General features: G+C 56.3%; 19 protein-coding genes and 1 pseudogene. 11 read left to right on the top strand and 9 right to left on the bottom strand.

The window, feature by feature from the left end; translation table 11 throughout:
- The first annotated feature begins 70 nt into the window (after positions 1-70).
- Both AB3Y40_RS15000 and AB3Y40_RS14995 read left to right on the top strand, forming a co-directional pair.
- Complete coding sequence (locus AB3Y40_RS15000) at positions 71-1,159, top strand: glycosyltransferase family 2 protein (RefSeq protein ID WP_369439684.1); 1,089 nt, start codon at positions 71-73, stop codon at positions 1,157-1,159.
- A 6-nt stretch (positions 1,160-1,165) separates the two neighbouring features.
- Complete coding sequence (locus tag AB3Y40_RS14995) at positions 1,166-2,131, top strand: glycosyltransferase family 2 protein (RefSeq protein ID WP_369439683.1); 966 nt, start codon at positions 1,166-1,168, stop codon at positions 2,129-2,131.
- On the opposite strand, the gene asnB is transcribed toward AB3Y40_RS14995, so the two are convergent.
- The 5 genes from asnB to AB3Y40_RS14970 all read right to left on the bottom strand — a co-directional run bounded on the left by asnB (position 2,132) and on the right by AB3Y40_RS14970 (position 10,094).
- Complete coding sequence (gene asnB, locus AB3Y40_RS14990) at positions 2,132-4,084, bottom strand: asparagine synthase (glutamine-hydrolyzing) (RefSeq protein WP_369439682.1); 1,953 nt, start codon at positions 4,082-4,084, stop codon at positions 2,132-2,134.
- Positions 4,084-5,349, bottom strand: a complete 1,266-nt coding sequence (locus AB3Y40_RS14985) for a glycosyltransferase family 4 protein (RefSeq protein ID WP_369439681.1) — start codon at positions 5,347-5,349, stop codon at positions 4,084-4,086. The genes asnB and AB3Y40_RS14985 overlap by 1 nt, the downstream gene beginning before the upstream one ends.
- 76 nt (positions 5,350-5,425) lie before the next feature.
- Positions 5,426-7,708 carry a hypothetical protein gene (locus AB3Y40_RS14980; RefSeq protein WP_369439680.1) on the bottom strand — a complete coding sequence of 761 codons (2,283 nt, stop codon included), beginning with the start codon at positions 7,706-7,708 and terminating at the stop codon, positions 5,426-5,428.
- Between the two features lie 11 nt (positions 7,709-7,719).
- Positions 7,720-9,831 carry a hypothetical protein gene (locus AB3Y40_RS14975; protein WP_369439679.1) on the bottom strand — a complete coding sequence of 704 codons (2,112 nt, stop codon included), beginning with the start codon at positions 9,829-9,831 and terminating at the stop codon, positions 7,720-7,722.
- On the bottom strand, positions 9,831-10,094 hold the full coding sequence (locus AB3Y40_RS14970) for a spike base protein, RCAP_Rcc01079 family (RefSeq protein WP_369439678.1): 264 nt from the start codon (positions 10,092-10,094) through the stop codon (positions 9,831-9,833). The genes AB3Y40_RS14975 and AB3Y40_RS14970 overlap by 1 nt, the downstream gene beginning before the upstream one ends.
- A 357-nt stretch (positions 10,095-10,451) precedes the next feature.
- On the opposite strand from AB3Y40_RS14970, the gene AB3Y40_RS14965 reads away from it, so the two are divergent.
- The 6 genes from AB3Y40_RS14965 (at position 10,452) to AB3Y40_RS14940 (ending at position 17,031) form a co-directional block, all read left to right on the top strand.
- Complete coding sequence (locus AB3Y40_RS14965) at positions 10,452-11,723, top strand: hypothetical protein (protein ID WP_369439677.1); 1,272 nt, start codon at positions 10,452-10,454, stop codon at positions 11,721-11,723.
- A 7-nt stretch (positions 11,724-11,730) separates the two neighbouring features.
- Positions 11,731-12,690 carry a glycosyltransferase family 2 protein gene (locus AB3Y40_RS14960; protein ID WP_369439676.1) on the top strand — a complete coding sequence of 320 codons (960 nt, stop codon included), beginning with the start codon at positions 11,731-11,733 and terminating at the stop codon, positions 12,688-12,690.
- 1 nt (position 12,691) lies between these two features.
- On the top strand, positions 12,692-13,534 hold the full coding sequence (locus AB3Y40_RS14955; protein ID WP_369439675.1) for a sulfotransferase domain-containing protein: 843 nt from the start codon (positions 12,692-12,694) through the stop codon (positions 13,532-13,534).
- A complete protein-coding gene (locus AB3Y40_RS14950; RefSeq protein WP_369439674.1) occupies positions 13,531-14,493 on the top strand; it encodes a glycosyltransferase family 2 protein in 963 nt (320 codons plus the stop codon). Before AB3Y40_RS14955 ends, AB3Y40_RS14950 begins: the two co-directional genes overlap by 4 nt.
- Before the next feature lie 63 nt (positions 14,494-14,556).
- A complete protein-coding gene (locus AB3Y40_RS14945; protein ID WP_369439673.1) occupies positions 14,557-15,915 on the top strand; it encodes an oligosaccharide flippase family protein in 1,359 nt (452 codons plus the stop codon).
- 255 nt (positions 15,916-16,170) lie between these two features.
- Positions 16,171-17,031: a glycosyltransferase 61 family protein gene (locus AB3Y40_RS14940; RefSeq protein WP_369439672.1), complete on the top strand. Its 861-nt coding sequence runs from the start codon at positions 16,171-16,173 to the stop codon at positions 17,029-17,031.
- Here AB3Y40_RS14940 and AB3Y40_RS14935 read toward each other — a convergent pair.
- From AB3Y40_RS14935 to AB3Y40_RS14925, 3 genes are read right to left on the bottom strand one after another with little or no spacing between them, the layout of a single operon-like run.
- On the bottom strand, positions 17,023-18,141 hold the full coding sequence (locus tag AB3Y40_RS14935) for a glycosyltransferase family 1 protein (RefSeq protein WP_369439671.1): 1,119 nt from the start codon (positions 18,139-18,141) through the stop codon (positions 17,023-17,025). The genes AB3Y40_RS14940 and AB3Y40_RS14935 overlap by 9 nt on opposite strands.
- Before the next feature lie 2 nt (positions 18,142-18,143).
- Positions 18,144-19,184 carry an acyltransferase family protein gene (locus AB3Y40_RS14930; protein ID WP_369439670.1) on the bottom strand — a complete coding sequence of 347 codons (1,041 nt, stop codon included), beginning with the start codon at positions 19,182-19,184 and terminating at the stop codon, positions 18,144-18,146.
- A 16-nt stretch (positions 19,185-19,200) separates the two neighbouring features.
- Positions 19,201-20,625, bottom strand: a complete 1,425-nt coding sequence (locus AB3Y40_RS14925) for a mannose-1-phosphate guanylyltransferase/mannose-6-phosphate isomerase (protein ID WP_369439669.1) — start codon at positions 20,623-20,625, stop codon at positions 19,201-19,203.
- A 351-nt stretch (positions 20,626-20,976) separates the two neighbouring features.
- On the opposite strand from AB3Y40_RS14925, the gene AB3Y40_RS14920 reads away from it, so the two are divergent.
- Positions 20,977-22,668 carry an LTA synthase family protein gene (locus AB3Y40_RS14920; RefSeq protein WP_369439668.1) on the top strand — a complete coding sequence of 564 codons (1,692 nt, stop codon included), beginning with the start codon at positions 20,977-20,979 and terminating at the stop codon, positions 22,666-22,668.
- A gap of 77 nt (positions 22,669-22,745) precedes the next feature.
- Complete coding sequence (locus AB3Y40_RS14915; protein WP_369439667.1) at positions 22,746-23,912, top strand: nucleotide sugar dehydrogenase; 1,167 nt, start codon at positions 22,746-22,748, stop codon at positions 23,910-23,912.
- On the opposite strand, the gene AB3Y40_RS14910 is transcribed toward AB3Y40_RS14915, so the two are convergent.
- A complete protein-coding gene (locus AB3Y40_RS14910; RefSeq protein ID WP_369439666.1) occupies positions 23,913-24,824 on the bottom strand; it encodes an esterase-like activity of phytase family protein in 912 nt (303 codons plus the stop codon).
- A gap of 401 nt (positions 24,825-25,225) precedes the next feature.
- Between AB3Y40_RS14910 and AB3Y40_RS14905 the strand changes: the two are divergent.
- Positions 25,226-25,850, top strand: a pseudogene (locus AB3Y40_RS14905) (hypothetical protein); the annotation flags it as partial.

Below are 25,850 nucleotides of genomic sequence, written 5' to 3'. Positions count from 1 at the left end.
GCAACAAATTTGCACAACAATGGAATAGAAGCGCTTTGTGCTTCCCCAATGGCCGGTTTCTGGGTCAAGAATGTCCGAGATTTCAGGCGGCCCGTTGAAAGCGATTTTGGTGAATTCAGCCACAAAGACCACATGTGACATCGGCGTCTTTGCTCATAATGAGCAAGACGGGATCGCGGCACTATTGGGCGAACTTGCACGGCAGGACCTGTTCGATGATCCCATACTGGATCTGCGCGTTCACATTCTGGCCAACGGATGCACCGATGCGACTGTGGGTCGTGCAAATGGGGCGATTGCAGAACTGCCCGCAACGGTCGGCAACCGGATTGCCGTGCTTGATTTAGAATTAGGCGGCAAGTCCCGGACTGTGCATCGTTTCATTCATGATATCGCGCGCCGGGATGCGACGATCCTGGGTTTCATGGACGCGGATATTGTTCTGCCGCAGGCCGATACCATCCGGCGCATGATTGCAGCGCTGCAAGACCGCCCAAAGCTGCAAGCCTTCACCAGTTGCCCGATCAAGGACGTTGTGCACGATCAACTTCCGACCGGCCTTGTTGGGCGGATCATCGGGGCCAGCGGGGGCGGCTTGGCAGATTTCAAAACAGCCATCTGCGGGCAGTTGTTCGTGATGCGCAGTGCGATGGCGCGTCAGATTGGATTGCCCGCTGGCTTGCCGGTCGAAGACGGGTTCATGCGTGCGATGATGCTGACTGATCTTTTGAGCGCGCCAGAAAATTTTGACCGGATCGACGGGGATGAGGCGATTTACCACGTCTATGAGTCAATCCGCACGATCCCAGAGCTGATCCGGCATCAGGTTCGGATTGTCATTGGCAGTGCGATCAATGCGGTTCTGTTTGCCAAGATACGGCGCGAGGCAGGTGATCTGGACGCAGCCCATGCGTTGTTGATGCGGGCCGCAGTGGATGAAAACTGGCTGCCCGATGTGATCAAGGCCGAGCTGCCAAAGTGGCCCTATGGCTACGTGCCGCTGCACTTTCTGACCTGGCGGGTGAAAGCGTTTTTTGCTGGGTCGCAAAAGAGCCTGCGCAGGTTTGCGCTGCTTTTGCTTGGTTTCGGCTTTGACTTTGTTGTTTATGTGCTGGCGAGCTTGCGGATGATGTTCCGGCCCAGTGCCGGTTTCTGGTAGGCCCAGATGACTGAAGAAAAGAAGACCGCACCGATGCCTGATCCTGCAAGTTACGTCGTGATTTCACCCTGCCGGAATGAGGCGGCGTATATGCGCCGCACGCTGGATAGTATGGTGGCGCAGACGGTGCAGCCGTCGCTGTGGTTGATTGTCGACGATGGGTCGACCGATGAAACACCAGAGATTTTGGCCGAATACGCAGCGCAGCACGACTGGATCAAGGTCGCACCCAAACCCGACCGCGGGCATCGTGCCGTGGGGCCGGGAGTGATTGAGGCGTTCTATTTCGGTTTGGATCAGGTCACGCTGAGTGACTATGCCTATTTGTGTAAACTGGACCTCGACCTGGATTTGCCGCCTGGCTACTTCGCGACATTGATCGCACGGATGCAGGACAATCCCCGGATCGGGACCTGTTCGGGCAAGCCCTATGCGCGCAATAGCCGAGGCGCGTTGGTTGCGGAAACGGCTGGTGATGAGATGTCGGTTGGGATGACAAAGTTCTTCTCAACCGCCTGTTTTGAGGACATCGGAGGCTTTGTCCACGAGGTGATGTGGGACGGGATTGATTGCCATACCGCGCGGATGAAGGGCTGGACGCCGAAAAGCTGGGACGAAGAAGGTCTGCGGTTCGAACATTTGCGCCCGATGGGGTCGAGCCAGCAAAGCATCTACACCGGGCGGCGCAGACACGGGTTTGGGCAGCATTACATGGGATCCGACCCGCTCTATTTCATCGCCACCGCGATCAACAAGATGCGGCACCCGCCGGTTGTGTTGGGTGGGCTGGCGATGCTGCAGGGTTATTTTGGCGCGATGTTGCGTGGCAACCGACAACATGATGATCCCCAGTTGCGGGCCTTTATTCGCAGTTATCAAAGGCGCGCCTTGCGTATGGGCAAGGCCAAGGCCATCGCCCAGATCGAGAAAGAGCGCGCACCGATTTTTGCCGCAAAAGCGCGGGCAGGCTGATTAGCCCTGCGCGGCGAGCCAGTCCTGAAACATCAGGACGGCCCAAAGTTGGCGACCCCAGTTGTGGCTGGCTTTTTGGTGTTGATCCCATTTCTGGCGGATGAGGTTGGTGTCGAAGTAGCCCTCGCGCGCAAGACGGTCAGGCGCCAGCAAATCCTCTGCCCAATCGCGCAGGTCGCCGCGCAGCCAAAGGCCAATCGGCACTTCGAACCCCATTTTGGGGCGTTCAATCAGATGGCGTGGGACGTGGCGATAAAGGACTTGCCGCAAGAGCCATTTTGACTGTCCATCCCGGACCTTAAGATCAAATGGAAGCTTACAGGCGAATTCAACGACGCGGTGATCCAGCAGCGGTGCCCGCGATTCCAAGGCGACAGCCATCGTGGCGCGATCGACTTTGGTGAGGATGTCGTCGGGCAGATAGGTCATCATATCCAGCTGCATCATCCGCTCGCTGACCCCCAGATCGCCGCGGTCGGGAAGGTCTTCAGCCAACAGACTTGGGACCGCATTTGCCCCCATCACGGCCTGATCCGGGAAGCGCCAAACGGCAACCATTTTGCGATGAAGCTCTTCGACCGTGGCGCTGGCACCATAGTCCGCCAAGCGGTGCAGGCGTTGCCCATTGGGTTCCTTGCCCTGCGGCGTCGCGCGCAGCGGTTCCATGAACCGGTTGAGCATGGTGGCGGGTATGCTGCGAAGTGCAGCGGCCCCCATGTTGCGCAAAACGCCAGGCATCTTAGCGGTCTTGTTCCAAAGCTGTGCGCCTTGCAGGTAACGGTCGTAGCCGCAGAACAATTCATCCCCGCCATCCCCCGACAGGGCGACCGTCACATGTTCCCGCGCCATAGCGGCCACCAAATAAGTCGGTATCTGAGAGCTGTCCGCAAAGGGTTCGTCATAGATCGCGGACAGGCGTGGAACCACGTCCAGCAACTCCTGTTTGCCGACGTAAAGCTCTGTATGGTGGGTGCCGAGGTGCGCGGCAATTTCGGCTGCAAATTCAGCTTCGTTGTAGCGTTTTTCGTGAAACCCGATCGAAAACGTGTGCACCGGACGGTCAGAGAGGTGCTGCATCAGCCCGACGATGGTCGAGGAGTCGATGCCGCCCGACAGAAAGGCGCCCAATGGCACGTCAGACATCATTTGCTGACCGACGGCATCCAGCAAGAGGGCTTCGAGTTGGTCGGTCGCCGTCTGCGGCGACAGCCCGTGTTGCTGCGGCTGTGTGGTGACGTCGTCAATCGACCAATAGCGCTCGGTTTTTGGCAGCGGGTCGGCCAGCGATACGGTGACCATCTCGCCGGGTCGCAGTTTGTGGATGCCGGCAAAGATCGCATGATCCTCGCCTATGTTGCCGTGTCGCAGATATTGCGGCAGCGCATCGCGGTTGATCGTGCCTTCAAATGACGGATGCTGCTTGAGCGCATGCAATTCTGAACCAAAGAGGAACGCCGCCTGTGGCCCCTGACCTTGCCAGCCATAGAACAGTGGTTTTTCACCCATGCGATCCCGTGCAAGGGTCAAGTGGCGACTTTCGTGATCCCAAATCGCAAGCCCAAACATGCCGATACAACGCTTGAGCGTCTCTTCGATGCCCCAGACGTCAATCGCGGCAAGCAGCGTTTCAGTGTCAGATGTCCCGCGCCATTCCGGGCTATGACCGCCGTCTGAAAGGCTTTTGCGGATGTGTTGGTGGTTGTAGATTTCGCCATTGAACGTGATCGTATAGCGCCCAGAGGCTGCCGCCATAGGCTGATGCCCGGCAGCCGTCAGATCAACAATGGCTAGGCGCAGATGGCCAAAACAGATGCCCGTTTCAAGGTCTCCCCAACTGCCGTTTGAATCCGGGCCACGATGCGCAATCGCATCCATCATCGCGGTAATGGTGGCATCACGCTGATCACTGGAAAGCGCCCCAGGTGCCTGCAAGTAGCCGGTAATTCCGCACATCAGCTGTCACCAGTTTCGGTTGGAAGCGTTGGACGCGCAGAGCCTGCGGGGTCACCTTCAAAAAGCATCAGCAGGCGGGCCGCTTCGGTTCTGACATCAAATTCCGACGCGACGCGGGCTTGTCCGGTTTGCCCCATGTTGGCCCGCAGATCAGGATCCGCAGCGAGCTTCAGGATGCGGTCGCGCAGCGTGTCGACATCGCCCGGCGGAACGATGAAGCCGCTTTTGCCATCTTCGACGAGTTCTGAAACGCCCGCGACTTGCGTGCAGATGACGGGAATACTTGCGGCCAGAGCCTCCATCAGGACCACGGGAAGGCCTTCGGCAAAACTGGGCAAAACAAATGCGTCGGCGGTTGCGAGTGTCGCCGCGACGTCTTCCTGTGACAGATATCCGGTAAATGTTACTTTCTCTGCGTCGGGTGCCGACAGTGTTTCCAGCTTTGCGCGGTCGTCACCGTCACCGACGATGGTCAAGTGCAGATCGGGGTTGGTTTTGAGCGCTTCGGAAAACGCCTGGAGCAGCACCCGAACCCCTTTGATCGCTGTCAGACGTCCGACATAGACCAGATGCGTTTTGCCGGGCATTGGTGTTTTGGGATGTTGGTACATCTCTGGGGTCACGCCGCAGTGGATGATCCGCAGTTTGGGCCAGTCGTCAGGGTCCGAGAAATACATCGCCTGACTGCGGGCAAAGTGGCTGATGCAGGCGACGAACCGCGCGTGGCGCACCTTTTCGCGAATTTTCCAACGCTCCGGCGCAAATAATTCTGCCGGGCCATGCAGAGTGAAACTGAATGGAATATCAGAGAGCTTCGCGGCCAAAACGGCGACATTTGCACTGACGTCAGCAAAGTGGTTGTGCAGATGCGTGACGTTGTGGCGTCTAAGGTCATCAGCAATGATCGTCGCTTCGGCGAAATAGATCAGCTGGTAGATCAGCGCGCGCAATCCTGGTGCGCGCATCGAAAGCGCCAACAAAAGGGTTGCGAAATAGGTGCGAGGCTGCCGGAACAACAATGCCTGCGCCGCCAGCAACGGGATTATTCGCTTTGCGGTGGCCAGCACATAGAAGGTGTCTCTTGCCGCCTCTTGTTCTGCAGTGCCACGCAAGTGATCCGCCGAGGGGCGGCGGATCGCATAGGTGCGGACCTTTGCGCCCAAGGATCGCAGCGCTTCGACCTCTCGCAAGATGAAGGTGTGCGAAACTGCCGGGTAGTGTCCGGTCAGATAGGCAACCCGCACCCCATCACTCGTCTTGGCCATGCAACCCCGCAAACGTTTGGCTTTCCCGGCACTCTATGCCGGGAGACGCGTCGCGGGCAAACAGGTTTGCGCAGGGTTACAGATCAGCCTCGAAGGCACCCATGGATTGGTGGACGGGGCGGAAGTTGCCAAAGAAATCTCCGACGGTGCGCAAGCTGTCGTCAGCGCTTCCCAATGCCGGAGACCCGATGTCCGGGCGGTAGATCGCGACCGGCACGTTATTGGTGGCATGGTTGCCGTGGGTGGCAGGGCTATCAGGGCAATAAAGCACGATCACCGCCTCACCGGCAGGCCAGGTTGTTCCGGTGTCATTAACGACCGTCAGCGAACTTGAACCAAAGGTGACCGGCACATCATGTTTGGGGTTGGCGTTCTTGTGACTGTTCAACCCGATGCGATGTGGAAGATCAGGGACGACGGCATAATCCGATTGTCCGCGACCCGTGGGGTACCCCAGCGTGATGCTGGCGCCGTCTGTCACGTCGCTTGGGATGATCACTTCGATCCGTTCAAATTTGGACCGGTAGCCGTTGTGCCGTGGCGTCCAAATCGGCGTGGCAACAAGCGGCGCCGCCGCGATGCTTGGCGTTCCGGTTGCCGGTGCGTGAAGGATGTTGTTGCTCTCAACGATATTTGTGAATGTGCCCAAGTTTGTCGCCTCAAAGACGATGACAGGCGGATTTATCTGATGTGCCGCGTCCATGAGGGACACACAGGTATTGTTGTAGACCTTGATTGGCCCTGCGGCGCATTCAGCGACGTTTCCCGTTTGCGCGCCTGGGTCTTCATAAAGCTCTGTTTGGACAAAGCCGCTGGGATTGAAGAGGCCGTAGAAATCGATCCGTGGCGCGTTTGGAACGGACATCAGGTTATTGCGAATTGTTGCGCCACCATAGGTCAGAACGATCACTCTGCGATCGAAGGCGGTACCTGCCAGCACGCACCGTTCGATCAGGTTGTTTTGCACGTTCACTTGAACATTATTGTTCATGCGAGCAATCGAAAGGCTGCCTTCGATGCTACAACGCTGCACGTTGAACCGGGTTCCGCGATTGCCCCGTTGATCGAAGCGAACAGCGGCCTGTTGTGTGCGAATGCCGAACATGTTTTCGAACCAGCCGGTACGGACAAAGATGTCGCAACCGTCGATTACAACGTTTTTGGCACTTTGAAAGCGCAGGATCGCAGCATCGTTGTGGTAGCTCGGCCCATTAAGACGCGGTCCGCCAGAAAGTGCATTGATGTTGGACATCGCCCGCACCCCCAAATAGGCGCAAGGTGCATTGATTTCTTCATAGAAATGGTATGACCGGCTGCCTTCACTGACGAGGTTGTGGAAGATGCGCACGCCAAGTTCGTTCGTAAAGCTGATCGCGACATAGGCATGGGCGCCAAAGTTCATGACATCAGTTTCGGTGACCAAGAGGTAGCTGCCCTGATCCGTCGACTGGCTAAAGCAACTGTTGTTTGCGGTTCCGGTTTCGGTCGTACTGTCCCAACCGCCTTCGAAGCTGATTCCGCTGATAACAGCGTCTTTGACATTGCTTGTGTCCCAGCCGACGAAGTAGATCATCCTGGATCCGCCAACGTGGTTGAGCTTGGGGCGGAGCGATCCAGTGCCAGACCCGACGACGTGCAACGACGGGCTGAGCGACGTCATCGCGACACCGGCGGTGTCCCATTCCTGATCATCCATCAGCATGACGCGATACGGTCCGGCCTTATTGTCGGTGAAGCTAAAGGCGGCCTCGATCGTCGTGCGCACGTGGGCATTCGGATATTGGGGTAATCCTGCCCCGGTCTGATCGACGATGATCGTAAGACCATTGGCGAACACATCGTCAGGGTTCTGGATCGTCGGTGTGTCTTCGTCAGGGCCGCCAATTTCGAACGTGGCCGTCGTGGTCTTGCCGCTTGATGGTTCGACCACAAGTACGCTGACCTGATAGTCGCCATGGGTGCTGTAGACATGAGCTGCCGTCGGGCCATAGGCCACATTGGCGTCGCGCTGATGGTCCATAACATTTTCAGTGGCCGTGAAGGTGCTGCCGGGGTCGCCGAAATTCCAGAAATAGTAGACATCATGATGCTGCGGGTCATAGGCATCAGGGTCGACAGGCCCCGGCGTGTCGAAGCCGACAAGATCGACCTCAAAGAACATACCTTCCGGCGCGACCTGCAGGTTAGACCGTTTCACAAGCCGGATTGACGCGGACACACCGGGAGAGGGATCGCCCCATGGATTGTCCCCGCCGCCCCAGTTGTCGGTCGACCCCGCTGCGGTTCGGCCTTGCTGTGCCACTTGGATGGCAAAGGAACTTGTCTGTGGTATGCCTGTTAGGCCAATTTTCCTGCTCATGCGCGCTGCCTCTATCCAGAGTTGGTGTTGTAGAAGTTGCTCGTGTCATGCAGCGTTGCAAACTCCGCAGCCAGCCGTGCATCCGAAGCATAGCCATCATAGAGAAATGCAAAAGACATGACTGCCTTAACGTGTTCGGTTGGGTTCGTGTCCTCAGCGCCAGTGAACCAGATCATCTGGCCGCCGCCGGGACGCGGTGTCACACCGGGATCGACAGCATAGGGGGTGCCATCGAGTAGCAACTTTCGTTCGGTCGCACCGTTGTACCCATACGAAAAGCGAACAGTTTCGGCGATTTCGGGGCGACGCGTTGCCCCAGGTACCATCCAGCCGTTCGCGTTTGACCAAGCATTGTAGCTGTCTGGGTTTGAGGATTCGCGGATCGCTGCCGTCGCGCGGTTCGCCTCGCCGCCTTGTCGCACCAAAGAGATCACCGCGCCATTATGCGGTAAGTCCAGCGGCATCACGCTCACACTGGCCGTCCAAACGTCCTGCGACGGCAGGTCTTGCACGCGCAAAGCATTGGTTTCGAACTGTAGTAGATCACATTTGTCAGATGGGCAGAGGCGGTAGATCGACGATGGATCGCTGTCGATCAAGACGAAAAGATCGCTGCCATCGGACGTGATCCCTTCAAATGAGCCACCCAGCATTGAGGTGAAGACTGGGGTCGGTGTGACGGTGCCGTCCGGCAAAGCCTCGTACAAGTGATCGCCTGCATCAGAGCTGAGGTACATTTTCCCGTCGTGGAAAACGATCCCTTGAAGCTGATTGATGGTCTGCGACAGCGCCAAGTTACCGAGATATGTGCCAGTCGGCGTGAAGTATGGAATGTTCGAACCATCAGTGTAGTCCGTGCAATAAAGGTTTCCATCAGCCGGGTTGATGGCAATTGCTGACGCCTCCCGACCGGCTGCTGAAATGTCATGACTGCGCACAAAGCTCAGGTCTGCTGGATCAAAGACGGCAATGTGTTGATTGGTGAATGGTCCGGAAGGCCAGACCTCAAGCGGGATCAGCAATTCGCCGTTGTGAATGCAGGGGTCACCAAGGTGGTTGACCGCCGAAAGGCCGCTAAGTCCAATTGGGTCGTCTTCGGTTTGAACAAGGTTCCAATCGACATCAAACTTTTTGATCTGGTTGGTATCAACGACAAACCAATGCGTGCCATCCCATGTTACGCCTTGATGCATCTGGATGTCTGGACTGACCCTTTCAAGCACATAACTATCCGGGAAACCGCCCGTTTCGAACACGGCATTTTGGCCGGTGCGGTCGATCCGTTCCGGGAAAGCAATGACTGACAAATAGTCCGCCCAAACCGCATTGCGTCCGATCGGGTCGTCTGTTGGGGCCAGCGGTGTGGACAAGCTGCGGGCGCGCAATGTGAAATCGGCATCTGCTGTTGCAAGAATGTCTTGTCTTACAAAGGCTGTCCCGCGCTGCAGGATCGGGTCGATCCAGATGATGTCCAGTGGATAAGACTGATCGTCCGCTGCGTTTGTCGCGCGTAGGTTACCCCCGTCGGCGCGCAGAGCTTGCCACATGACGGGTGACAGATCGGCCAGGTCGAAACGCACGGGGAAATTGGTTTGATCGACACCAACTGTGCCCGTTGGGATCGTGACCAACTGCGATGGGAACGGCAAAACAACGACGTTGCTGTCTGCATTGACGGCTGTAAGGCCTGGCTGATCGAGCGTTTCGGTCAACGATACATCGACGCCCGCGTTTTGCAGGGTCAGCGTGGTCGCAGTCTCACCCGGGATGGCGGTTCCATTGCTGCGCCATTGGATCGTCGATACCGGTGGTGCGAGACTTGCATCAAATATCCAAAAGCCGAGCGTCGCGGTCAGAACTTCGCCAACGTTTGCAGCACCGGAAATGACCGGCGGCACAAGGTTCACCGGACCCAGCGCCAATGCATCGGTTGTGGTCTCGTAAGTTCCGGCAAAGGGCGAAGGCGGCAGCACAGTGATCGTGAGAGCGCCCGCCTCAGCCGTGATTTCTAACGTCCCGCTCGATGTTGTTGCAACTGAAAGAACGCCGCCCGGCACATCAAACACGCCCGAAAACATGCCCTGCGCTGGGCCAAGGCCAAGCCCCAATCCGATGCCGCTCATTAGGACATGACCACAATGCCGGTTGCAGTCGTGCCAGTGGCCCAAATGCGGGCGGCACGAATTGGAAAGGCGATCCCTGCGGCAATGTTGACCGTGGCGACTGCACCATCAATCGTCGTTAGGCGCACGCTGCCATTGGCGGCGACGTTAATGGCCCGGCTTACGGTCGCGAGGTCCGCCGTATCGCTTGGTGTGACCTCGATGACAGAGGTTGCAGGGCTTTCAAGGCCAGATGAATGGTCAGCAAATTTGTCCTGTGGCATGTTGTGATCCTGCTCGATAAAATTGTTGTGGAGAGACGACGAGGATGACCTGCAATCGTTAGGGCAAAGGTCGCTGGCAAAGGTTAATTTGCCCAGATGCCACCGTGACGGACCAGATTTCCGCCCTCGCAATGCCAAAAAGTTGAGATAGCTCGCACCGAAATCCGCTACAAAGCCATCAGGTTCAACAGCTAGGAAAGGGGCCGAAAGTACATGTTCGCGTCGTTGGTTCTTTACAGTTGGCCTGTAGTGGTGCTGGTGCTGTTCCAAAAGTACCGGATGCCGATCGCAATCTCTGTCGCGATCATTGCCGGATATCTGATCCTGCCTTCCATTGCGGGATTGGACCTTCCTGTATTGCCGGTGCTGGACAAGGATTCGATCCCAGCGCTGACGGCGTTGTTCCTCGCGTTCTTTGCGCTGAAACGACCCAACATTGATGCATTGCAGCGTTGGATCCCGAAAAGTCTTGCCGCCTGGGTCATGTTGGTGGGCCTTGTCGCGGGTGCGTTTCTGACAGTCCTTACCAATGATGACCGTGTTGGTTATTTGCCAGGGTTGAGGGTCTATGACGGATTTTCTTCAGTTCTGGGGGTCATGATCCAGTTGATTCCGTTCATCTTGGCGTACCGTTTTCTGGCCAGTCCTTCGCAGCATCGCACATTGCTTATGGTGCTTGCACTGGCTGGTTTGGGTTACTCCCTGCTAGCTCTCTACGAAATTCGCATGTCTCCACAGCTTAATCGGATGGTCTATGGGTTCTTTCCACACGACTGGATTCAGCATGTGAGGGGCGGCAATTTCCGGCCTTTGGTGTTTCTTGAACATGGTCTTTGGCTTGCGATATTCTTTGCAATGGCGGCAATCGCAGCGGTCGGTGCGTCTGCTGCCTTCCCGAAGCAAAGGACAAAGCTACGGCTGGTTGCAGGCTGGATCTTTTTGACACTGCTTTTGTCAAGTTCTCTCGGGGCTGCGGCGATTGCGTTCGTGCTGGTTCCTATCGTGTTTTTTCTACCGCAACGGACCCAGATGCTGTTGGCGCTGATCATCGGTACCATTGTGTTGACCTATCCCATCTTGCGTGAACGCGGATGGGTGACTGGTGATACGGCGGTCTCAATTGCGGCTTCAATCAATGCTGATCGTGCTGGATCACTTCAATTCCGGTTGGAGAACGAAGATATCCTTTTGCAAAAGGCCAACCAACGCCCGTTGTTTGGATGGGGTGGCTGGGGACGCGCGCGGGTCTACGACGAATTGGGGACCGACATCAGTGTGACCGACGGCTATTGGGTGATCATTTTTGGTGTTGGTGGGTGGACAAGATACCTGTCCGAATTCGGACTGATGATCGCACCGCTTGTTTTCTTCTATGTTCGCCGAAAACGCTACAATGTCGGACCAGAGACAACGACGCTGACGATCGTATTGTGTGCCAATCTGATTGATCTTCTCCCCAATGCGACGATGACGCCATTGACGTGGTTAATCGCCGGTGCGCTTTGGGGCCGCATGGACTGGAAAGGTAACGATGGTTCTGATCAACACGACCCCGAAGAGCTAGTCCCGGTTGCAGTTAGCCCCTATACCCGCCAAACCAAACGGATCAAACGACGTCAGGCGATCTGAATTTTCCATGCCCAGTGAAATCTCTGTCTCGATTATCAACTACAAGACCGGCGACATGACCTTGTCGTGCGTGCAGTCAGTTCTAGACGACATTGGCGACCTCGCCGTGGATATTGTGGTGGTGGACAACGCGTCGGGCGATGGATCGGCTGAACAGATTGCCGAATGGATCGCGGCCCATCCGAACATGCCCGTAAAATTGGTAAGATCGGATGAGAATACGGGCTTTTCAGGGGGCCACAATCTGGGCATCACAAATAGCGATGGTGCCTATGTGCTTGTGCTGAATTCCGATGCTTTGCTTAAGAAGGGTTTCCTGAAGGCTATCATGGATAGGGCGAATTCTGCGCCTAATGCCGGTATGATTGCGCCAAGGTTGGTAGGTGATGACGGGACTGAGCAGATCAGCCGATTTCGCTTTGCTTCACCGCTGAGCGAGCTTGAAAGGGCAGCGGCAACTGGCCCCATAACAAAGTTGCTACGACGCTCATTGGTGGCGCTGCCCAAAGGCGCGCCAGAAGATAAGATCGACTGGGCCAGTTTTGCCTGCATCTTGCTGAACCGGGACATGATCAATCAGATCGGTTTGATGGATGACGACTATTTTCTTTACTTCGAGGATGCAGAGTATTGCCTGCGTGCGCAGCGGGCGGGGTGGCGAATAGTCGTGACTGATCTGGCGACCGCAATCCACTTTCGGGGTGGAAGCGGGCCGGTCAAGGCGCTGGAAAAGGCCCGCAAGCGGATGCCGACATACTTCTACGCATCGCGCTCTCGTTTCTTGCGTCAGGCGCATGGTTATTCAGGCCTGATCCTTGCCAATTTGTGCTGGCACCTTGGTCGGGCAATCGCACACCTCAAGCGTTTGGCAGGGAAAGAGGTTTATCCCGCCGTTGAAAATGAAGCGCGTGATATCTGGATTGGTGCGCGGGCCCCGCTCAAACCCTATCGGCAGGCGAATCAATAGGATGTCACCGGACTTTATGATCATTGGTGCGATGAAGTGCGGGACATCTACCTTGCAAGCACAGCTTGCAGCGCAGCCGCAGGTATTCATGACCACACCGAAAGAACCAAACTTCTTTTCGGATGATGACGTCTTTCAGAACGGCTTGGACTGGTATGCGGCGCTTTTTGCGGATGCAACATCTGGTCAACTGACCGGAGAAGCGAGCACGCACTATACAAAACTACCAACCCATCCGCATACGATTGCGCGGATGCGCGCGGCCCAATTGCGGCCAAAGCTGATATACATGGTGCGCAACCCGGTAGAGCGTGCTGTCTCGCATTTTATTCATGCATGGAGCATGGGAGAGGTCGATCAAGACCCGACAACGGCGCTTGCTGTGCTGCCCGAGATTGTCGAATACGGGCGTTATGCGATGCAAATTCAACCGTATTGCGATACGTTTGGTGTCGAAAATATCCACCTGACCAGCTTGGAGCAGGTGAAAGCTGATCCAGACGGAGAATTGGGTAAGATCGCAATTTTTCTGGGGCTGGAAGGGCAAGTTGCCTGGCAGCATGAGATGGAAAGCCAAAATGTGTCGGCGGACCGCATGCGCCCCTTCCCGCTGCAAGGGCTGATTATTGACAACCCAGTCGCGCGCGGCTTGCGCCGTGTGCTTGTGCCCAAGGCGCTGCGTGATCGCATTCGCAAGTCCCGGACGATGCAGGAACGCCCAAAGCTGACCACAGAAGATGTGGGGCGACTTGAGCATGTCTATCGGGCGGACCGCGCACATCTTGCAACGATGTTTCCGGGGCACCCTGCGTTGGACCTTTGCTATCCGTTTGCTGTCAAATGACGACCTTTGATGATATCGGCGCGGTCGTGATCGGTCGCAACGAAGGTGACAGGCTGATCACCTGTATCCAATCGCTTCTTTTGCAGCTCAAGACGGTGATTTATGTCGATAGTGGGTCGACAGATGACAGCGTCGACAAGGCCACCGCGCTGGGCGCAACTGTGGTTGCATTGGATCCCAACACACCCTTCACGGCGGCGCGTGCAAGAAATGCGGGACTGGACGCCCTTCTGGACGCTGGTGACTTTGCATTTGTGCAATTCGTGGATGGCGATTGTGAAGTTGAACCTGCCTGGATCACTGCAGCTCGCGCTTTTTTGGATGCTCATCCGGCAGCAGTTGTTGTCTGCGGGCGCCGCAAAGAACGCTATCCTGACGCGACGATATACAATCGACTGATCGATGCAGAATGGGATACTCCGATAGGTAAGGCGCGCGCCTGCGGTGGCGACGCATTGATGCGGGTCACCTCATTGAGAGAGGTTGGCGGGTTCAATCCTAACCTGATCGCTGGCGAAGAACCGGAATTGTGTGTCCGATTGCGCGCTGCAGGTGGAGAAATCTACCGGATTGCTCATCCGATGACCATTCATGACGCGGCACTCAAGCGTTTCGGGCAGTGGTGGCGCCGCAATCGTCGGGCGGGGCACGCCTATGCCGAAGGCGCGGCATTGCATGGCGCACCGCCTGAGCAGCACAATGTGACAGAAACCCGGCGCGCTGTCGCCTGGGGGGTCGTACTGCCCATTCTCTCGCTGATAGCGGTACTTCTCGGTGGCTGGGCGCTCTTGCTACTTGTGATTTGGCCGCTGCAGGTTACCCGCCTCAACATGCGCGGGATGGATTGGACGCGCGCATTCTTTTTGACCCTTGGAAAAATACCCGAAGGTTTGGGAGTTCTGGACTATCTATGGCGTCGCATTCGTGGCCGTCAGCCTGAACTGATTGAGTACAAATGACTTTCCTCAGTACCGAGGTCGGACTATGGGGTTCGGAAGCCAGAGAATGTCACGGGCGAGAACATGGCGCATCCTGATCCAGCCGCGAGCACCGAAAGTCTGAAGACCAGAGCCTTGCGAAGCTCTGGCAGCTTGCTGTTTGGCTTTGGTGGGCAAAATATGCTGCGCCTTGCCTCCAACCTTATCCTGACGCGCCTGCTGTTCCCGGAAGCATTTGGACTGATGGCCCTGGTGCAGGTCTTTATCGTTGGCCTAACCACGTTTTCCGACATCGGGATCACAACCTCGGTTATCACCAGTTCCCGTGGCGATGAGAGGAACTACCTGAATACTGCCTGGACGCTTCAGATCATTCGTGGCTTTGGGCTATGGCTTTTGGCCTGCGCGATATCATATCCGCTGGCTCATTTTTACGAAGAACCGGACCTTGTGCCGCTCTTGCAGGTTGTCGGGTTTTCTATGGTCATCAGGGGGTTCTTTTCGACCAAGGGCATGACCGCCGGCCGACATCTGGCATATGGGCGCGTGACCATTATCGAGATTGCATCGCAGGCTGTGGGGACGGTCTGTATGATTGTTCTCGCCTATATCTATCAATCGATTTGGGCGCTGGCGATTGGGACGCTTCTTGGTGGGCTGTCCCACACGATCATGTCCCATGTCTTTCTGCCGGGGCAGCGCAACCGTCTTCATTGGAATACCGATGATTTTTGGGAGATCTTCCACTTTGGCAAATACCTGTTCCTGAATACGATCGCCGGGTTCTTTGTGAAACAAGGCGACCGAGCAGTTCTGGGTGCTTACATCTCTTTGGGGCTGCTGGGGATTTATAACATCGGGATGTTTCTGGGGTCCGCGCCTTTGTTGCTTGGCCAGCGTCTGTTTTCGTCGCTTTTGGTCCCGCTCTATCGCATGCGACCGCCTGCAGAAAGTGAACAGAATCGCAGGAATATGCGCCGTGCCAGGCGGATGCTGATCGGGTGCCTGCTTGCGATGATCGCGCCGCTGATGTTTGGGGGATTGTGGCTGGTTGAAGCGCTGTATGATCCGCGTTACGTGCAGGCAGGGGCGATTGTGGTTCTTTATGCCATTTCAACCGGGCCAATGATCATTTCCGAAGACTACGGCAATGTTCTGCTGGCAAACCGAGACTCAAAAAACCTTTTGCTTGTGACGTTGTTGTCTGCGGTGATCCAGATGGGAACCTTGATTGTTGGGATCAACATGCTGGGTATTGTAGGTGCAGTCCTTGCACCGGGGGTCACGGCAATCGTCACGTACCCCCTGCGGGCCTATTTCGCCAATCGTTTCAATGCGTGGGACCCTATTGCAGACTTCGTCTTTTTCGTCGTTTTTGTGGGCCTAAGTGCGACGGCATTGGCCTTCAATCAGGATATGTTCATTGGCATATTGTCGACGTAAGCTTTGCGGCGAAGCGAGCAATCAAAAGGCGGTGCGGGTCGCTTCCGAACGCACCGGAAGCAATCTGACGTGATCCGGCTAAGGCCATACAAAAACGCACTTTTTCGTCGGTTTGTGCCTGCGCATTCCTTGTCCGAGGCAAGCACCAGCGTAGTTGAAATCGCACCGGCAACACAAAGCCATTTCGCCCCATTGATCGCCTTGCCGGGTGAGAGTGAAAAGATCACAAAAACCATTGCAAATCATAATCTTGCGATGCACCTGCGTTATTTTGAACCGCAAGAGATCACGCATGCACCAGTGTTGCAGTATAACCTGCGGGACGTGCTTGTCCTGTTCAACGGAGTATTTGCGCGGGGCGGATCGTTCAATCGGGCCAAAGGTTTGGACCACCGAGCGTTGCTGACAGATCCGATCCATGAATTGGACGAAGCTGCCTATTGTCTGGAAGACCGATCATACTTTTTCTTCGGGCATTGGTTGCGCAGTTTTGCGCAATGTCTGCTGCCTGCAAAGGATACACAACGCATACACTTTGCGGCAACATCATGGGGGCATGCAGGCGCGTATGAACGCATTTTTGACCTGCCTTCGTTAACCAATGGCCAGTACCACGTCGCCCGGATGGCGCTGTTTCAGGATTTTGCGCAGTCGCCGCACAAAGCAGAACGGTACAAGGAATTGCGCCGCCGGATGTTCGAACATGGCGCAGCGTCGGTACGTGACGGCAAAAAGGTCTATCTGAAGCGCGGTGCGACGGGTGCGGCGCGGCTAATTTCGAACGAAGATGCGTTGGAAAAGGCGCTAGACGTCATGGGGTTTGACGTCATCGACCTCGCCACCACACCCATCCAAGAGATGATCGCGCGCTGCGTCGGGGCAGAGGTGGCATTGACCATCGAAGGCAGCCATACCGACCACCTGCATTGGCTGATCAAACCTGGCGGAACGCTTTGGGTGTTGAACCCGTCCAACCATTTCAACACCAGCCAATTCGGGGTGGCCCTGTCGATGGGAAATCGCGCGGCCTGCAATATTATCACCGAGGATGGGGATGCGGCATATCGCGTTGATCTGGCGCGATTGCAGGACACCTATGACCTAATCCTAAAATAGATAGCTGACGTCGTCGACGAACTGCCCGCTGTCCAGATATTGCTTGGCCCGGTTCCAAGCCGTATTTGCAATCGTCTGACATTGCACGGGGTTCGCCAACGCGTGTGCAACGACATCGTCGAGGTCGCTGAAATCCCACTTCACGGGAAGATAGGTCACCCCTGGCTCATAAAGATCGGGCAGCGTTTGCAGATGCGACATGTCGGGTTTGATCATCACAGCGCCTGTTTGGATCGCTTCAATATCGCGCCAGCACAATTCACCGAAACCGAACGGGCTAAAGCAAAGTTTGGCGCTGCGCATCTCGGCCATATAGGCATCATAGGGCATCGCACCCTGCGGCGAGGTCTTGAGGTGCGCAATCCGATCTACCGCGCCAAGCGCGGCATTGCGCATAGCGGCGTAGATTGGCCCCCCCTTTTTGCCAAGCCGAAGCTGCATATCCAGAGGTCTGCCAGTGATCGGTGGTGGCTGTTGGTCGAAGCCAAAGACAAAATGCGGCGCGGTCAAGAAATTCGGAGAAAGCCGGAGTTTGTCGATGATCGTGGGCGGTGTCTGAAAGTCGGGTGCCTCTGCAGTGATGCCATACTGGTCCGCGTAATACTGCATCATCTGCGTATCGCCGCGATAAGTGTTCAGATAGTCCGATGGAGTCTCGAAGAGCGACTTTTTGATATAAAATGCCAGATCTTCGGGTAGGTATCGCGCCAATCGCAGGTCGTTGTGGGCGTAGGAATCCAAGAACGACACCGAAGCGCCGGTATGTTGCTTTGTGATCTGTTCAATGGCCCGTGTCAGGTCGTTCGGCGCAATGGTGAACCACGGCTGCAAGATCACGATATCCGCGGTGTTCTGCGCATTCGCAGTGCCATCCAGAATGGCATCGAAAGGTTCTGCCCGGACCTCGACGCCATAGCGTTCGAACAAGGCATCGGCGTAGTGAAAGAATGGATAGACCTGCGCATAGCTGATCCGGTTCGGATCATGGTAGAACATCAACCGCACCTTGGCATGGCGCGAGAACGGTCGTTTCATGTGGCGCGCGGCCAGCCCGCGAAATCCGCGTTCAAGCCTGCGTGCTGGGAGGTTCGTCAGTGATGGTTTGGCCATGTCTAGCGCCCCCCGACCCAACGCCGCGCGGGCGTTTCAAAAAGGCGAAATGACAATGCACCGCAGAGCAAAGTCGCAGCCAGGCAGACGACCACAAACACTGTGGCATTCTGCGGGGTGGCCAGATCAAGGCCAAGCTTGCCGAAGACCAGATACATGGCAGCCCGGATGGGAACGTGCAGCATGTAGATCGAATAGGAAATGTCGCCAAGCCAAACTAATGGTCGGACCCCAAGGCCGGCCGCGACGCTGCCGGTATCTTTGCGCGTGATCAGAACCAACAGGGAAAAGAGCGGGATTAGCAAGATTGACAAGGAGCCGGAATGCAGGATTGCGACGATGCCAAAGAGCGAAAGGACCTGAAGCACATTGCGGGCCGTGGCGGACAGGCCTGTGTCAGCATCACGATAGACAAACAATGACATGCCAAAGATGAATGCCGGTATCGCTCGCCATAGGCTGAGCCGTTCGTTGATGTCGAACCCATCACCGAATGCAAATAAAGCGGCATAGGCAATCGTCGCTGCCGCAACCAGCGAGGTCCAGATTGTAGGCCGTGCGCAAGCAAAAGCGAAAAACGGGAACAACAGGTACAGCATCCATTCAGCGCTGATCGACCAAGAGGGAAAGTTCAGGATATAGACATCGTTCATACCCCAGGCGTGGATCATCAGTAGGTTTTCGATCACGTCGCTGGCGGCAGGCATCGGTTTGCCAGCAACGGCCAAAAGGCCGATGAAGGCGATGATGGTGGCAAGGTGCAAAGGATAAATACGTGCGACGCGCCGCTGCAGAAAGCCTTTGACCTGCGTAAGGCCGACGCCGTCGCTGAACCAATGTGTGTAGTTCGCAGCAAGAATGAACCCGCTGAGGACAAAGAACAAATCGACAAACGCCCCCGCGCCCGCCAGGAATTGTGTGTACTGATCGATATCAAAGGCAGGCGTCAGATTTTGCCGATAGTGCAACAGCACGACGGCCAGAGCTGCGATGCCGCGCAGGCCGGCGTGTGATCGGATTGTTTGCTGGGGATGAGAAGTCACAAACGGGGCCATTTGATCATTCGCGGGCGTAGACGTCTTCATACCGGATGATGTCGTCCTCGCCGAGGTAGGCGCCGGTCTGTACTTCGATCAGAACCATCGGCAGCTTGCCGGGGTTTTCCATCCGGTGAACAGCGCCAAGCGGGATGTAGACAGACTCATTCTCGCTGACCAGTTTCACGTCTTCGTCGACAGTGACCTTGGCGGTGCCCTGCACGACGATCCAATGTTCGGAACGGTGATGGTGGGACTGCAGGCTTAGCGCGGCGCCCGGATGGACAACGATGCGTTTGACTTGAAAGCGATCGCCGATGACGAGGCTTTCGAACCAGCCCCAGGGACGGTGATCCTTCGGGAAGGCTTCGGCTTGCGGGGCGTCTTTGGATTTGAGCGCGGCGACAGCTTGTTTCACCTCTTGGGCACGGTCCTTGTGGGCCACCAAAACGGCGTCCGGCATGGCAACGGCGATGACGTCAGACAAGCCGATGCCGACAATCTCCTGCCCTTCGTTTTCGGACCGCAACAGGCTGTTGTCGCAATCGATCTGTGTCGCGGGGCCTGTCAGCGAAAGCCCATCTTTTTCGGTCTCACGCCATACCGCCGCCCAATCGCCCAGATCGGACCAGCCGGATGCGAAAGGGACAACGGACAGGTTTTCGGCCTTTTCCATCACCGCGTAGTCCACTGATGTGGCGGGAGCGTCTGACCATGCCGTAGGGTCCAGCCGGGTAAACCCAAGGTCGCGTTTGGCGGCAGAGGTTGCGGCGCTGACGGCGTCAAACATCGCGGGCGCATGTGTTTCGAACGCAGCACAGATGGTATCGGCACGAAACAGGAAGATGCCCGCATTCCACAGATAATTGCCTGACGCGACCATCTGGGCTGCGCGATCAGCATCGGGTTTTTCAATAAAGGCACGCAGCGGCATGGGCGACGGCGCGCCTGTCTCATCTGGTGCTGCCTCAAGTTCCAGATAGCCATAGCCCGTCTCTGCCCGGTCCGGGGTGATGCCAAAGGTCACCAACGCACCGTTTTCAGCGGCGGGGCGCGCGGCCTCAACGGCGTTGGAAAACGCCTCCGCATCTGGGATGACGTGATCTGACGGTGCTACGAGCATCAGCGCATTGGGGTCATTGCTGCGCACATGAAGGGCTGCTGCCAAAACGGCGGGCCCTGTGTCGCGGCCTTCAGGCTCAATAAGAACGGCAGCGGGCGCGACCTCTATCGCGGCCAGCTGCTCGGTCACGATAAAGCGAAATGGGTCCGCAGTGACGACTATCGGTGCGCTGTAGGTCACGCCAGACAGGCGTCGGGTCGAGGCTTGGAACAGGCTTTCGTCACCGATTAGCGGTGCGAATTGCTTTGGATAGCTTTTGCGAGACAGCGGCCAAAGACGGGTCCCCGACCCGCCACATAGCAAAACTGGAATGATGCTCTTCACGTTTGACCTCTTGTGGTGCGTTCCGCTTATTGCTGCGGATTTCGTCAGAATTACTGCAATTGGGCGAACTTCGCCAGACTCTCGCATGGTCGCCGATTGGGACGAAACGATGTCAGCCTCCGGGTATTTGGTGGTCGGAGGCACCTGATGAGACCGGAATTAACATAAAATTAAGGTAAATGAGACCGAATGAGACTGTTCTAGTCGTTAAGGCTGATGATGTCAGATAGTCTCGACCATCCTGTCTATCCGCTCTCCTCCACCTTTGGGGTGGCCCATCGACACTGGAGTCATTCCCGGTTCATCACCTTTTTTTGGATTCTTGTGCCGATTACGCTGGTGTTTCGTCTCATGGCGCTGCGCGTTGCCGGTTTTGACTTTGCGCGGAATTGGTTTGAACGAGAATCCTTAAAGGGCACGGACACGGTCGTTGCTGATTTGACGTACGATGATCTGGCGTTTGATTGGGTCGTCCAGCAATCCGACGTGATCTTTCGCGGGATTGCACATGATATCTTATTTGTAGCGTTAGTTGCCGGTATCCTATGTGTGTTCGGCAGAACGTTGTTCCAAATTGCTGTCATTTTACTTGTGGCCTTCTTGGCCGCGAACATAGAGCACATCAAATACAACTTTGATCATATCCAGCTTTCGACAATCGGGCTGGGGTTCGACCAGACTTTTATCCGTGGCTCACTGACCCGGGATGTCATCAAATATGCCGTGGTCATTGCGGGGGCGGGCGTATTCGGGTTGGTGTTTGGGATGCAACGCGTGCTGCGTCCCGGCGCAGGATACCTGGCAATAGCGATTGTGCTTGCGGCCTTTGGCTATGGGTTCAAGACTTTCCCTGACGCGCCTGATTGGATGCAAACGACCCCTTTGTTGCCCATTGCCCCACAGCAGAATCTGCCAACACTCGCCGCAAAGCCACCTGACCAAGCAGTCGCATGGACGGCACAGCCGGTGCGCGCCGTGGGGCAGTACAACGTCCTAACGGTGTATCTGGAGGGGTTGTCGCATGCCAGCCTGGAACGGGGCGATATGCGGACGCTTTCTTCATTGGCGGAACAAGGCGTGCAGTTCGAGAACTATGTCAGCCGCCAGATAATCACTGCAAACGGCCTTTACGCGGCAATGACGGGTGACACGCCGTCATTTTTGCGCCGGTTCATCAAGTGGGAGGAGATGGAAGCAGATTCGCAGGTGGCCGCGCAGTCTCTTCCGCGGGTCTTTGCAGAGGAGGGCTATCAGACTAGCTATCTGCAGTCTGCGCAGCTTGGCTTTATGGCCAAGGACGCCAAGTTGCAGCATATGGGGTTTGACGACATTCGTGGCGATGCTGCGTGGGACACCGCACACAGTCGCAACGGCTGGGGCGTGGATGACCTGACCCTGATCGAAAATTCGTTGGCGGAAATTGACAACCTATCGGTCAACGGTCCGTGGTTTGTCAGCACACTGACCACCGGCACGCATAGTCCATATAACGTTCCGGGGTTGGACAATCCGACGCGCTATGATGCCTTGCAGGCTGCTGACCGTGCTGTTTCGGTGCTGATCGAAGGACTGCGCGCGCGCGATCAATTGGACAATACGGTTGTGATCATCACCTCGGACGAGGGGCGCGAAAGCACTGGTCGTGACGGGTTCCTGGGCGACATGGCGCTGAACAGATTGCCGTTGATCGTGTTGCACCCGGATATGGAGGGTGCGGTCATAACGCACAATCTGCTGAACACCGATCTGCGTGATATCACGCTTTTGCTGTCGCATCAGATCGACGCAGACACCTTCGTCAAATCGCTGCCTTTGCATGAAGACATCGTTTTTGGCAATTTCATTACCGGAAAGATCTTTTGGTACGATGCGGTCGAGAAGTCACTTGCCGGTTGCCGGACGCGTAGCTTTGACTGCCAAGTATGGGAGGATCAGGCGACGCTTTTTGGTCCGACATCTGATATCCCAGAGCGGGTTCATATGCCTGCGTTTTCGCAGTTGATCCGCGCGCACGATCGTGTGCCCGTTCAGCACAGCCCATAAACCATTAACCCCGCGCGGCTGGCGCAGGTTCGGTGATGGGTGCTAAGACGCCTTTGGAATTGCGCAAAGGCGAAGTTATGAAGATTGCGATTGCTGGTATCGGCTATGTTGGGCTGTCGAATGCTGTTTTGTTGGCCTCTCAGCACGACGTCGTTGCCGTTGATCTTGATGAGGGGCGCGTTGCGGCCCTGAATGCTGGCAAAGCCCCGATCATGGATCCTGATATCGAGGTGCGGCTGGGGCAGGGTGGGCTGTCTTTGCGTGCAACCACGGACAAAACTGATGCCTACAGCGGTGCGGATTTCGTGATCGTGGCGACCCCGACAAATTACGATCCGCATACCGCCTATTTTGATACATCGTCGGTCGAGGCCGTGATCCGTGATGTGATCGCGGTCAATCAGGCAGCGACCATCGTTATCAAGTCAACGATCCCGGTCGGTTTCACCGAAAAGGTGCGTGCAGATATCGGGACCGATCAGGTGATCTTTAGCCCCGAATTCCTACGCGAAGGCCATGCCCTGCACGATAACCTGTACCCGAGCCGTATCGTCGTGGGCGAACGGTCAGAGCGGGCCAAGGTCTTCGCCGACATGCTGCTTGCAGCGGCTAAGAAGGACGATGTACCTGTGCTGCTGACCGGCCCCGCAGAGGCGGAAGCGATCAAGCTCTTCGCAAACACGTTCCTTGCGATGCGCGTTGCATATTTCAACGAGTTGGACAGCTATGCACTCAGCCTTGGCTTGGATAGCCGCGAAATCATTAACGGTGTCAGTGCAGATCCGCGTGTTGGAGATTACTACAACAACCCGTCATTTGGGTATGGCGGCTATTGCCTGCCCAAAGACAGCAAACAGCTTTTGGCCAACTATGCCAACGTGCCGCAAAACATGATCCGGGCCATCGTCGACGCCAATTCGACCCGCAAGGACTTTCTGGCAGATCAGATCGTTCAGATGGCGCCCAAAGTCGTCGGCATCTACCGTCTGACCATGAAGGCCGGGTCTGACAATTTCCGCGACAGTTCGATCCAGGGGATCATGAAACGGATCAAGGCAAAGGGAATCGAAGTGGTGGTTTACGAGCCGCATCTTGATGAAGACACGTTTTTTAACTCTGACGTCATGACCGATCTGGCGGCCTTCAAGGCGATGTCAGATGTCATTGTGGCGAACCGCAAAGAGGCGGCGCTGGAAGATGTGGCCGACAAGGTCTTCACCCGCGACCTTTCGGGAGAAGACTAATCAGTCTTCGGATGGACCAACACGCGCCTCGACAAAAGTTGTCTGTTCATCCGCATCCGCGTTGTTGTCTGACACCATGGTCAACCGAATGCCATCGGTGGCTTGCCAAACGGCGATGCCTTCAAGGTTGCCAAACGCCCCCCGTGCGGATGTCCAAAGCGTTTCAATTTCGACAGGTGCGGTGATGTTGCTGATGCGACGCACGCGACTTTGCCACCACAGTCCAAGGACCAGCTTACGCTCTAGCAGGAACAACGCTCCGTCGGTGTGAAAGTCCGCGCCGACGATCGCAAAACCATCAGACGGCGCGATCGCACCGTCAATCGTCCAGCCGTTCGGAGAAAGCCGGTAGATTGCGAAGGTGCCGTCCAACGGTTCTTCTGCAAAGGTATAAAGATCACCGTTGGGGTGGATCGCGAGCGCTTCCAGCTGGCGGTTGTCGCGATAGCTTGCAAATGTAGGGTGATCCGCGATCCAGGTGCTGGCTGTCGTTAGTGTAGGGTGTCGTGCGACCCGCGCCCACCGTTCGTAGGAGATCCAAACCGCGCCATTCTCACCAATCGCAAGGCCTTCCGCATCGGACCAATCGCCGACCCGCCTTGCGGCAACAGGCAGGCCGTCATTGCCGAGAATTGGCTGAAGGCTATGCAGCGTCACATCCGTCAGGACCCCATCCTGACGTTCAAATCGCCCCGTGATGTACCAGCCCCGGTCGCTGATTGTAGAAAAGGACGTGCCATCGGAAGCAACCTCAAGGCCCGACAAGCCGATCGCACCGTCCTGTTTCCAGATGAATGTGCCCAAGACGTCCAGGGTGTCTGCCGCCGCAGATGACGCAAGGCCAAGACCGAGCAAAAGGTGAAGCGGCATCAAGCGGCGAGTAGTTTGGCGAATGGGCGGGATAGGGTTCATTGACGCAACGATAGGTCCGGGCATTCCTTTCGCCAACATGAGAATCGACGGGAATCCGCAAAATTCTGCGGGCGGCAGACGGCTGACCTTTGGTGAACCGGCGGAAATCGACTGATCCGATTGCGCCGTCTGGCGGACACCTGCTGACAGTCGCCCGCGCAGAACACTGCACAGTTTCGCATCCCTTAAAAATTGCTAACGGACTTCGCGAGCGCCTGTGTTTTTGGGCCTTTGCCTAAAAATCAACATAAATGCAGCCGCAGTTCAGCCGCATTTCCTAACGAGTTGTTAACCTCGCTGACCTGGGGTTTTGGGGTTAGCTGCCATTTTCGCCGGTCGATTGGGGCCGGTAACCTGCTGCTCGCGACCAACATTGCACAGCGCTCATTTTGGAGGTGATCATGATCGCCGCACTCTTAACTGCGCTTATGTCGCTTTTCGCTGTCATGGGTTTGGGCCGCTCGTCTGGCGACAGCAGCAATTCGCAAACTGCAAACCAATCTGATAACGAGCGCGAGTCTGGTGGGGAAGGCGGCGATACGCGTGCGCTTGAAGGCGGTGGACGACAAGATCCCAATGCGCCGGACGCGCCAAAGCAATCGGACGAAGAGACCGATGGCTATCCGACAAAGCCAAAGCCCAAACCACCAGCCGATGAAGAGGAGGAGGACACAACACCTCCACCAACCGAGACTTTGCCGGAGTATACAGGTGATCTAACCAAGATCGTTGGCCCCGATGCGACCGCAGGGCGTGTGCTGAAGGTCACGCCAGATGATCATGATGATATCGCAAGCATCCAGATCATCGACCCGCCGGTCGAAGGAAATGTCACCGTCAATCCAGACAACACGCTTGCGGTTGTTCTGACGACTTCGGATTCGACCAACGACATCGCCTATCGCTACGAGGTGACTTTCAAGGATGGCTCGACAGAAGTTTTCGAGAGCTCGCACAAGGTTCAAGCCGGATCGCAGGATGCTGGCTGGGGTGAGGGCAAGTTCTTTATGTTGGAAACCGATGCCA

Origin of the sequence: Yoonia sp. R2331 (genome assembly GCF_041103235.1) — a bacterium.
Classification (GTDB): domain Bacteria; phylum Pseudomonadota; class Alphaproteobacteria; order Rhodobacterales; family Rhodobacteraceae; genus CANMYO01.
Note: the sequence above shows the minus strand (reverse complement) of the source record. Positions and strands in the feature narration are given on the sequence as shown.

Bases quoted from the DNA above. Each gene is read 5' to 3' on its own strand.
- AB3Y40_RS15000 (WP_369439684.1), top strand. From the start codon at position 71: ATGTCCGAGATTTCAGGCGGCCCGTTGAAAGCGATTTTGGTGAATTCA.
- AB3Y40_RS14995 (WP_369439683.1), top strand. From the start codon at position 1,166: ATGACTGAAGAAAAGAAGACCGCACCGATGCCTGATCCTGCAAGTTAC.
- asnB (WP_369439682.1), bottom strand. From the start codon at position 4,084: ATGTGCGGAATTACCGGCTACTTGCAGGCACCTGGGGCGCTTTCCAGT.
- AB3Y40_RS14985 (WP_369439681.1), bottom strand. From the start codon at position 5,349: ATGGCCAAGACGAGTGATGGGGTGCGGGTTGCCTATCTGACCGGACAC.
- AB3Y40_RS14980 (WP_369439680.1), bottom strand. From the start codon at position 7,708: ATGAGCAGGAAAATTGGCCTAACAGGCATACCACAGACAAGTTCCTTT.
- AB3Y40_RS14975 (WP_369439679.1), bottom strand. From the start codon at position 9,831: ATGAGCGGCATCGGATTGGGGCTTGGCCTTGGCCCAGCGCAGGGCATG.
- AB3Y40_RS14970 (WP_369439678.1), bottom strand. From the start codon at position 10,094: ATGCCACAGGACAAATTTGCTGACCATTCATCTGGCCTTGAAAGCCCT.
- AB3Y40_RS14960 (WP_369439676.1), top strand. From the start codon at position 11,731: ATGCCCAGTGAAATCTCTGTCTCGATTATCAACTACAAGACCGGCGAC.
- AB3Y40_RS14955 (WP_369439675.1), top strand. From the start codon at position 12,692: ATGTCACCGGACTTTATGATCATTGGTGCGATGAAGTGCGGGACATCT.
- AB3Y40_RS14950 (WP_369439674.1), top strand. From the start codon at position 13,531: ATGACGACCTTTGATGATATCGGCGCGGTCGTGATCGGTCGCAACGAA.
- AB3Y40_RS14945 (WP_369439673.1), top strand. From the start codon at position 14,557: ATGGCGCATCCTGATCCAGCCGCGAGCACCGAAAGTCTGAAGACCAGA.
- AB3Y40_RS14940 (WP_369439672.1), top strand. From the start codon at position 16,171: ATGCACCTGCGTTATTTTGAACCGCAAGAGATCACGCATGCACCAGTG.
- AB3Y40_RS14935 (WP_369439671.1), bottom strand. From the start codon at position 18,141: ATGGCCAAACCATCACTGACGAACCTCCCAGCACGCAGGCTTGAACGC.
- AB3Y40_RS14920 (WP_369439668.1), top strand. From the start codon at position 20,977: ATGGCGCTGCGCGTTGCCGGTTTTGACTTTGCGCGGAATTGGTTTGAA.
- AB3Y40_RS14915 (WP_369439667.1), top strand. From the start codon at position 22,746: ATGAAGATTGCGATTGCTGGTATCGGCTATGTTGGGCTGTCGAATGCT.
- AB3Y40_RS14910 (WP_369439666.1), bottom strand. From the start codon at position 24,824: ATGAACCCTATCCCGCCCATTCGCCAAACTACTCGCCGCTTGATGCCG.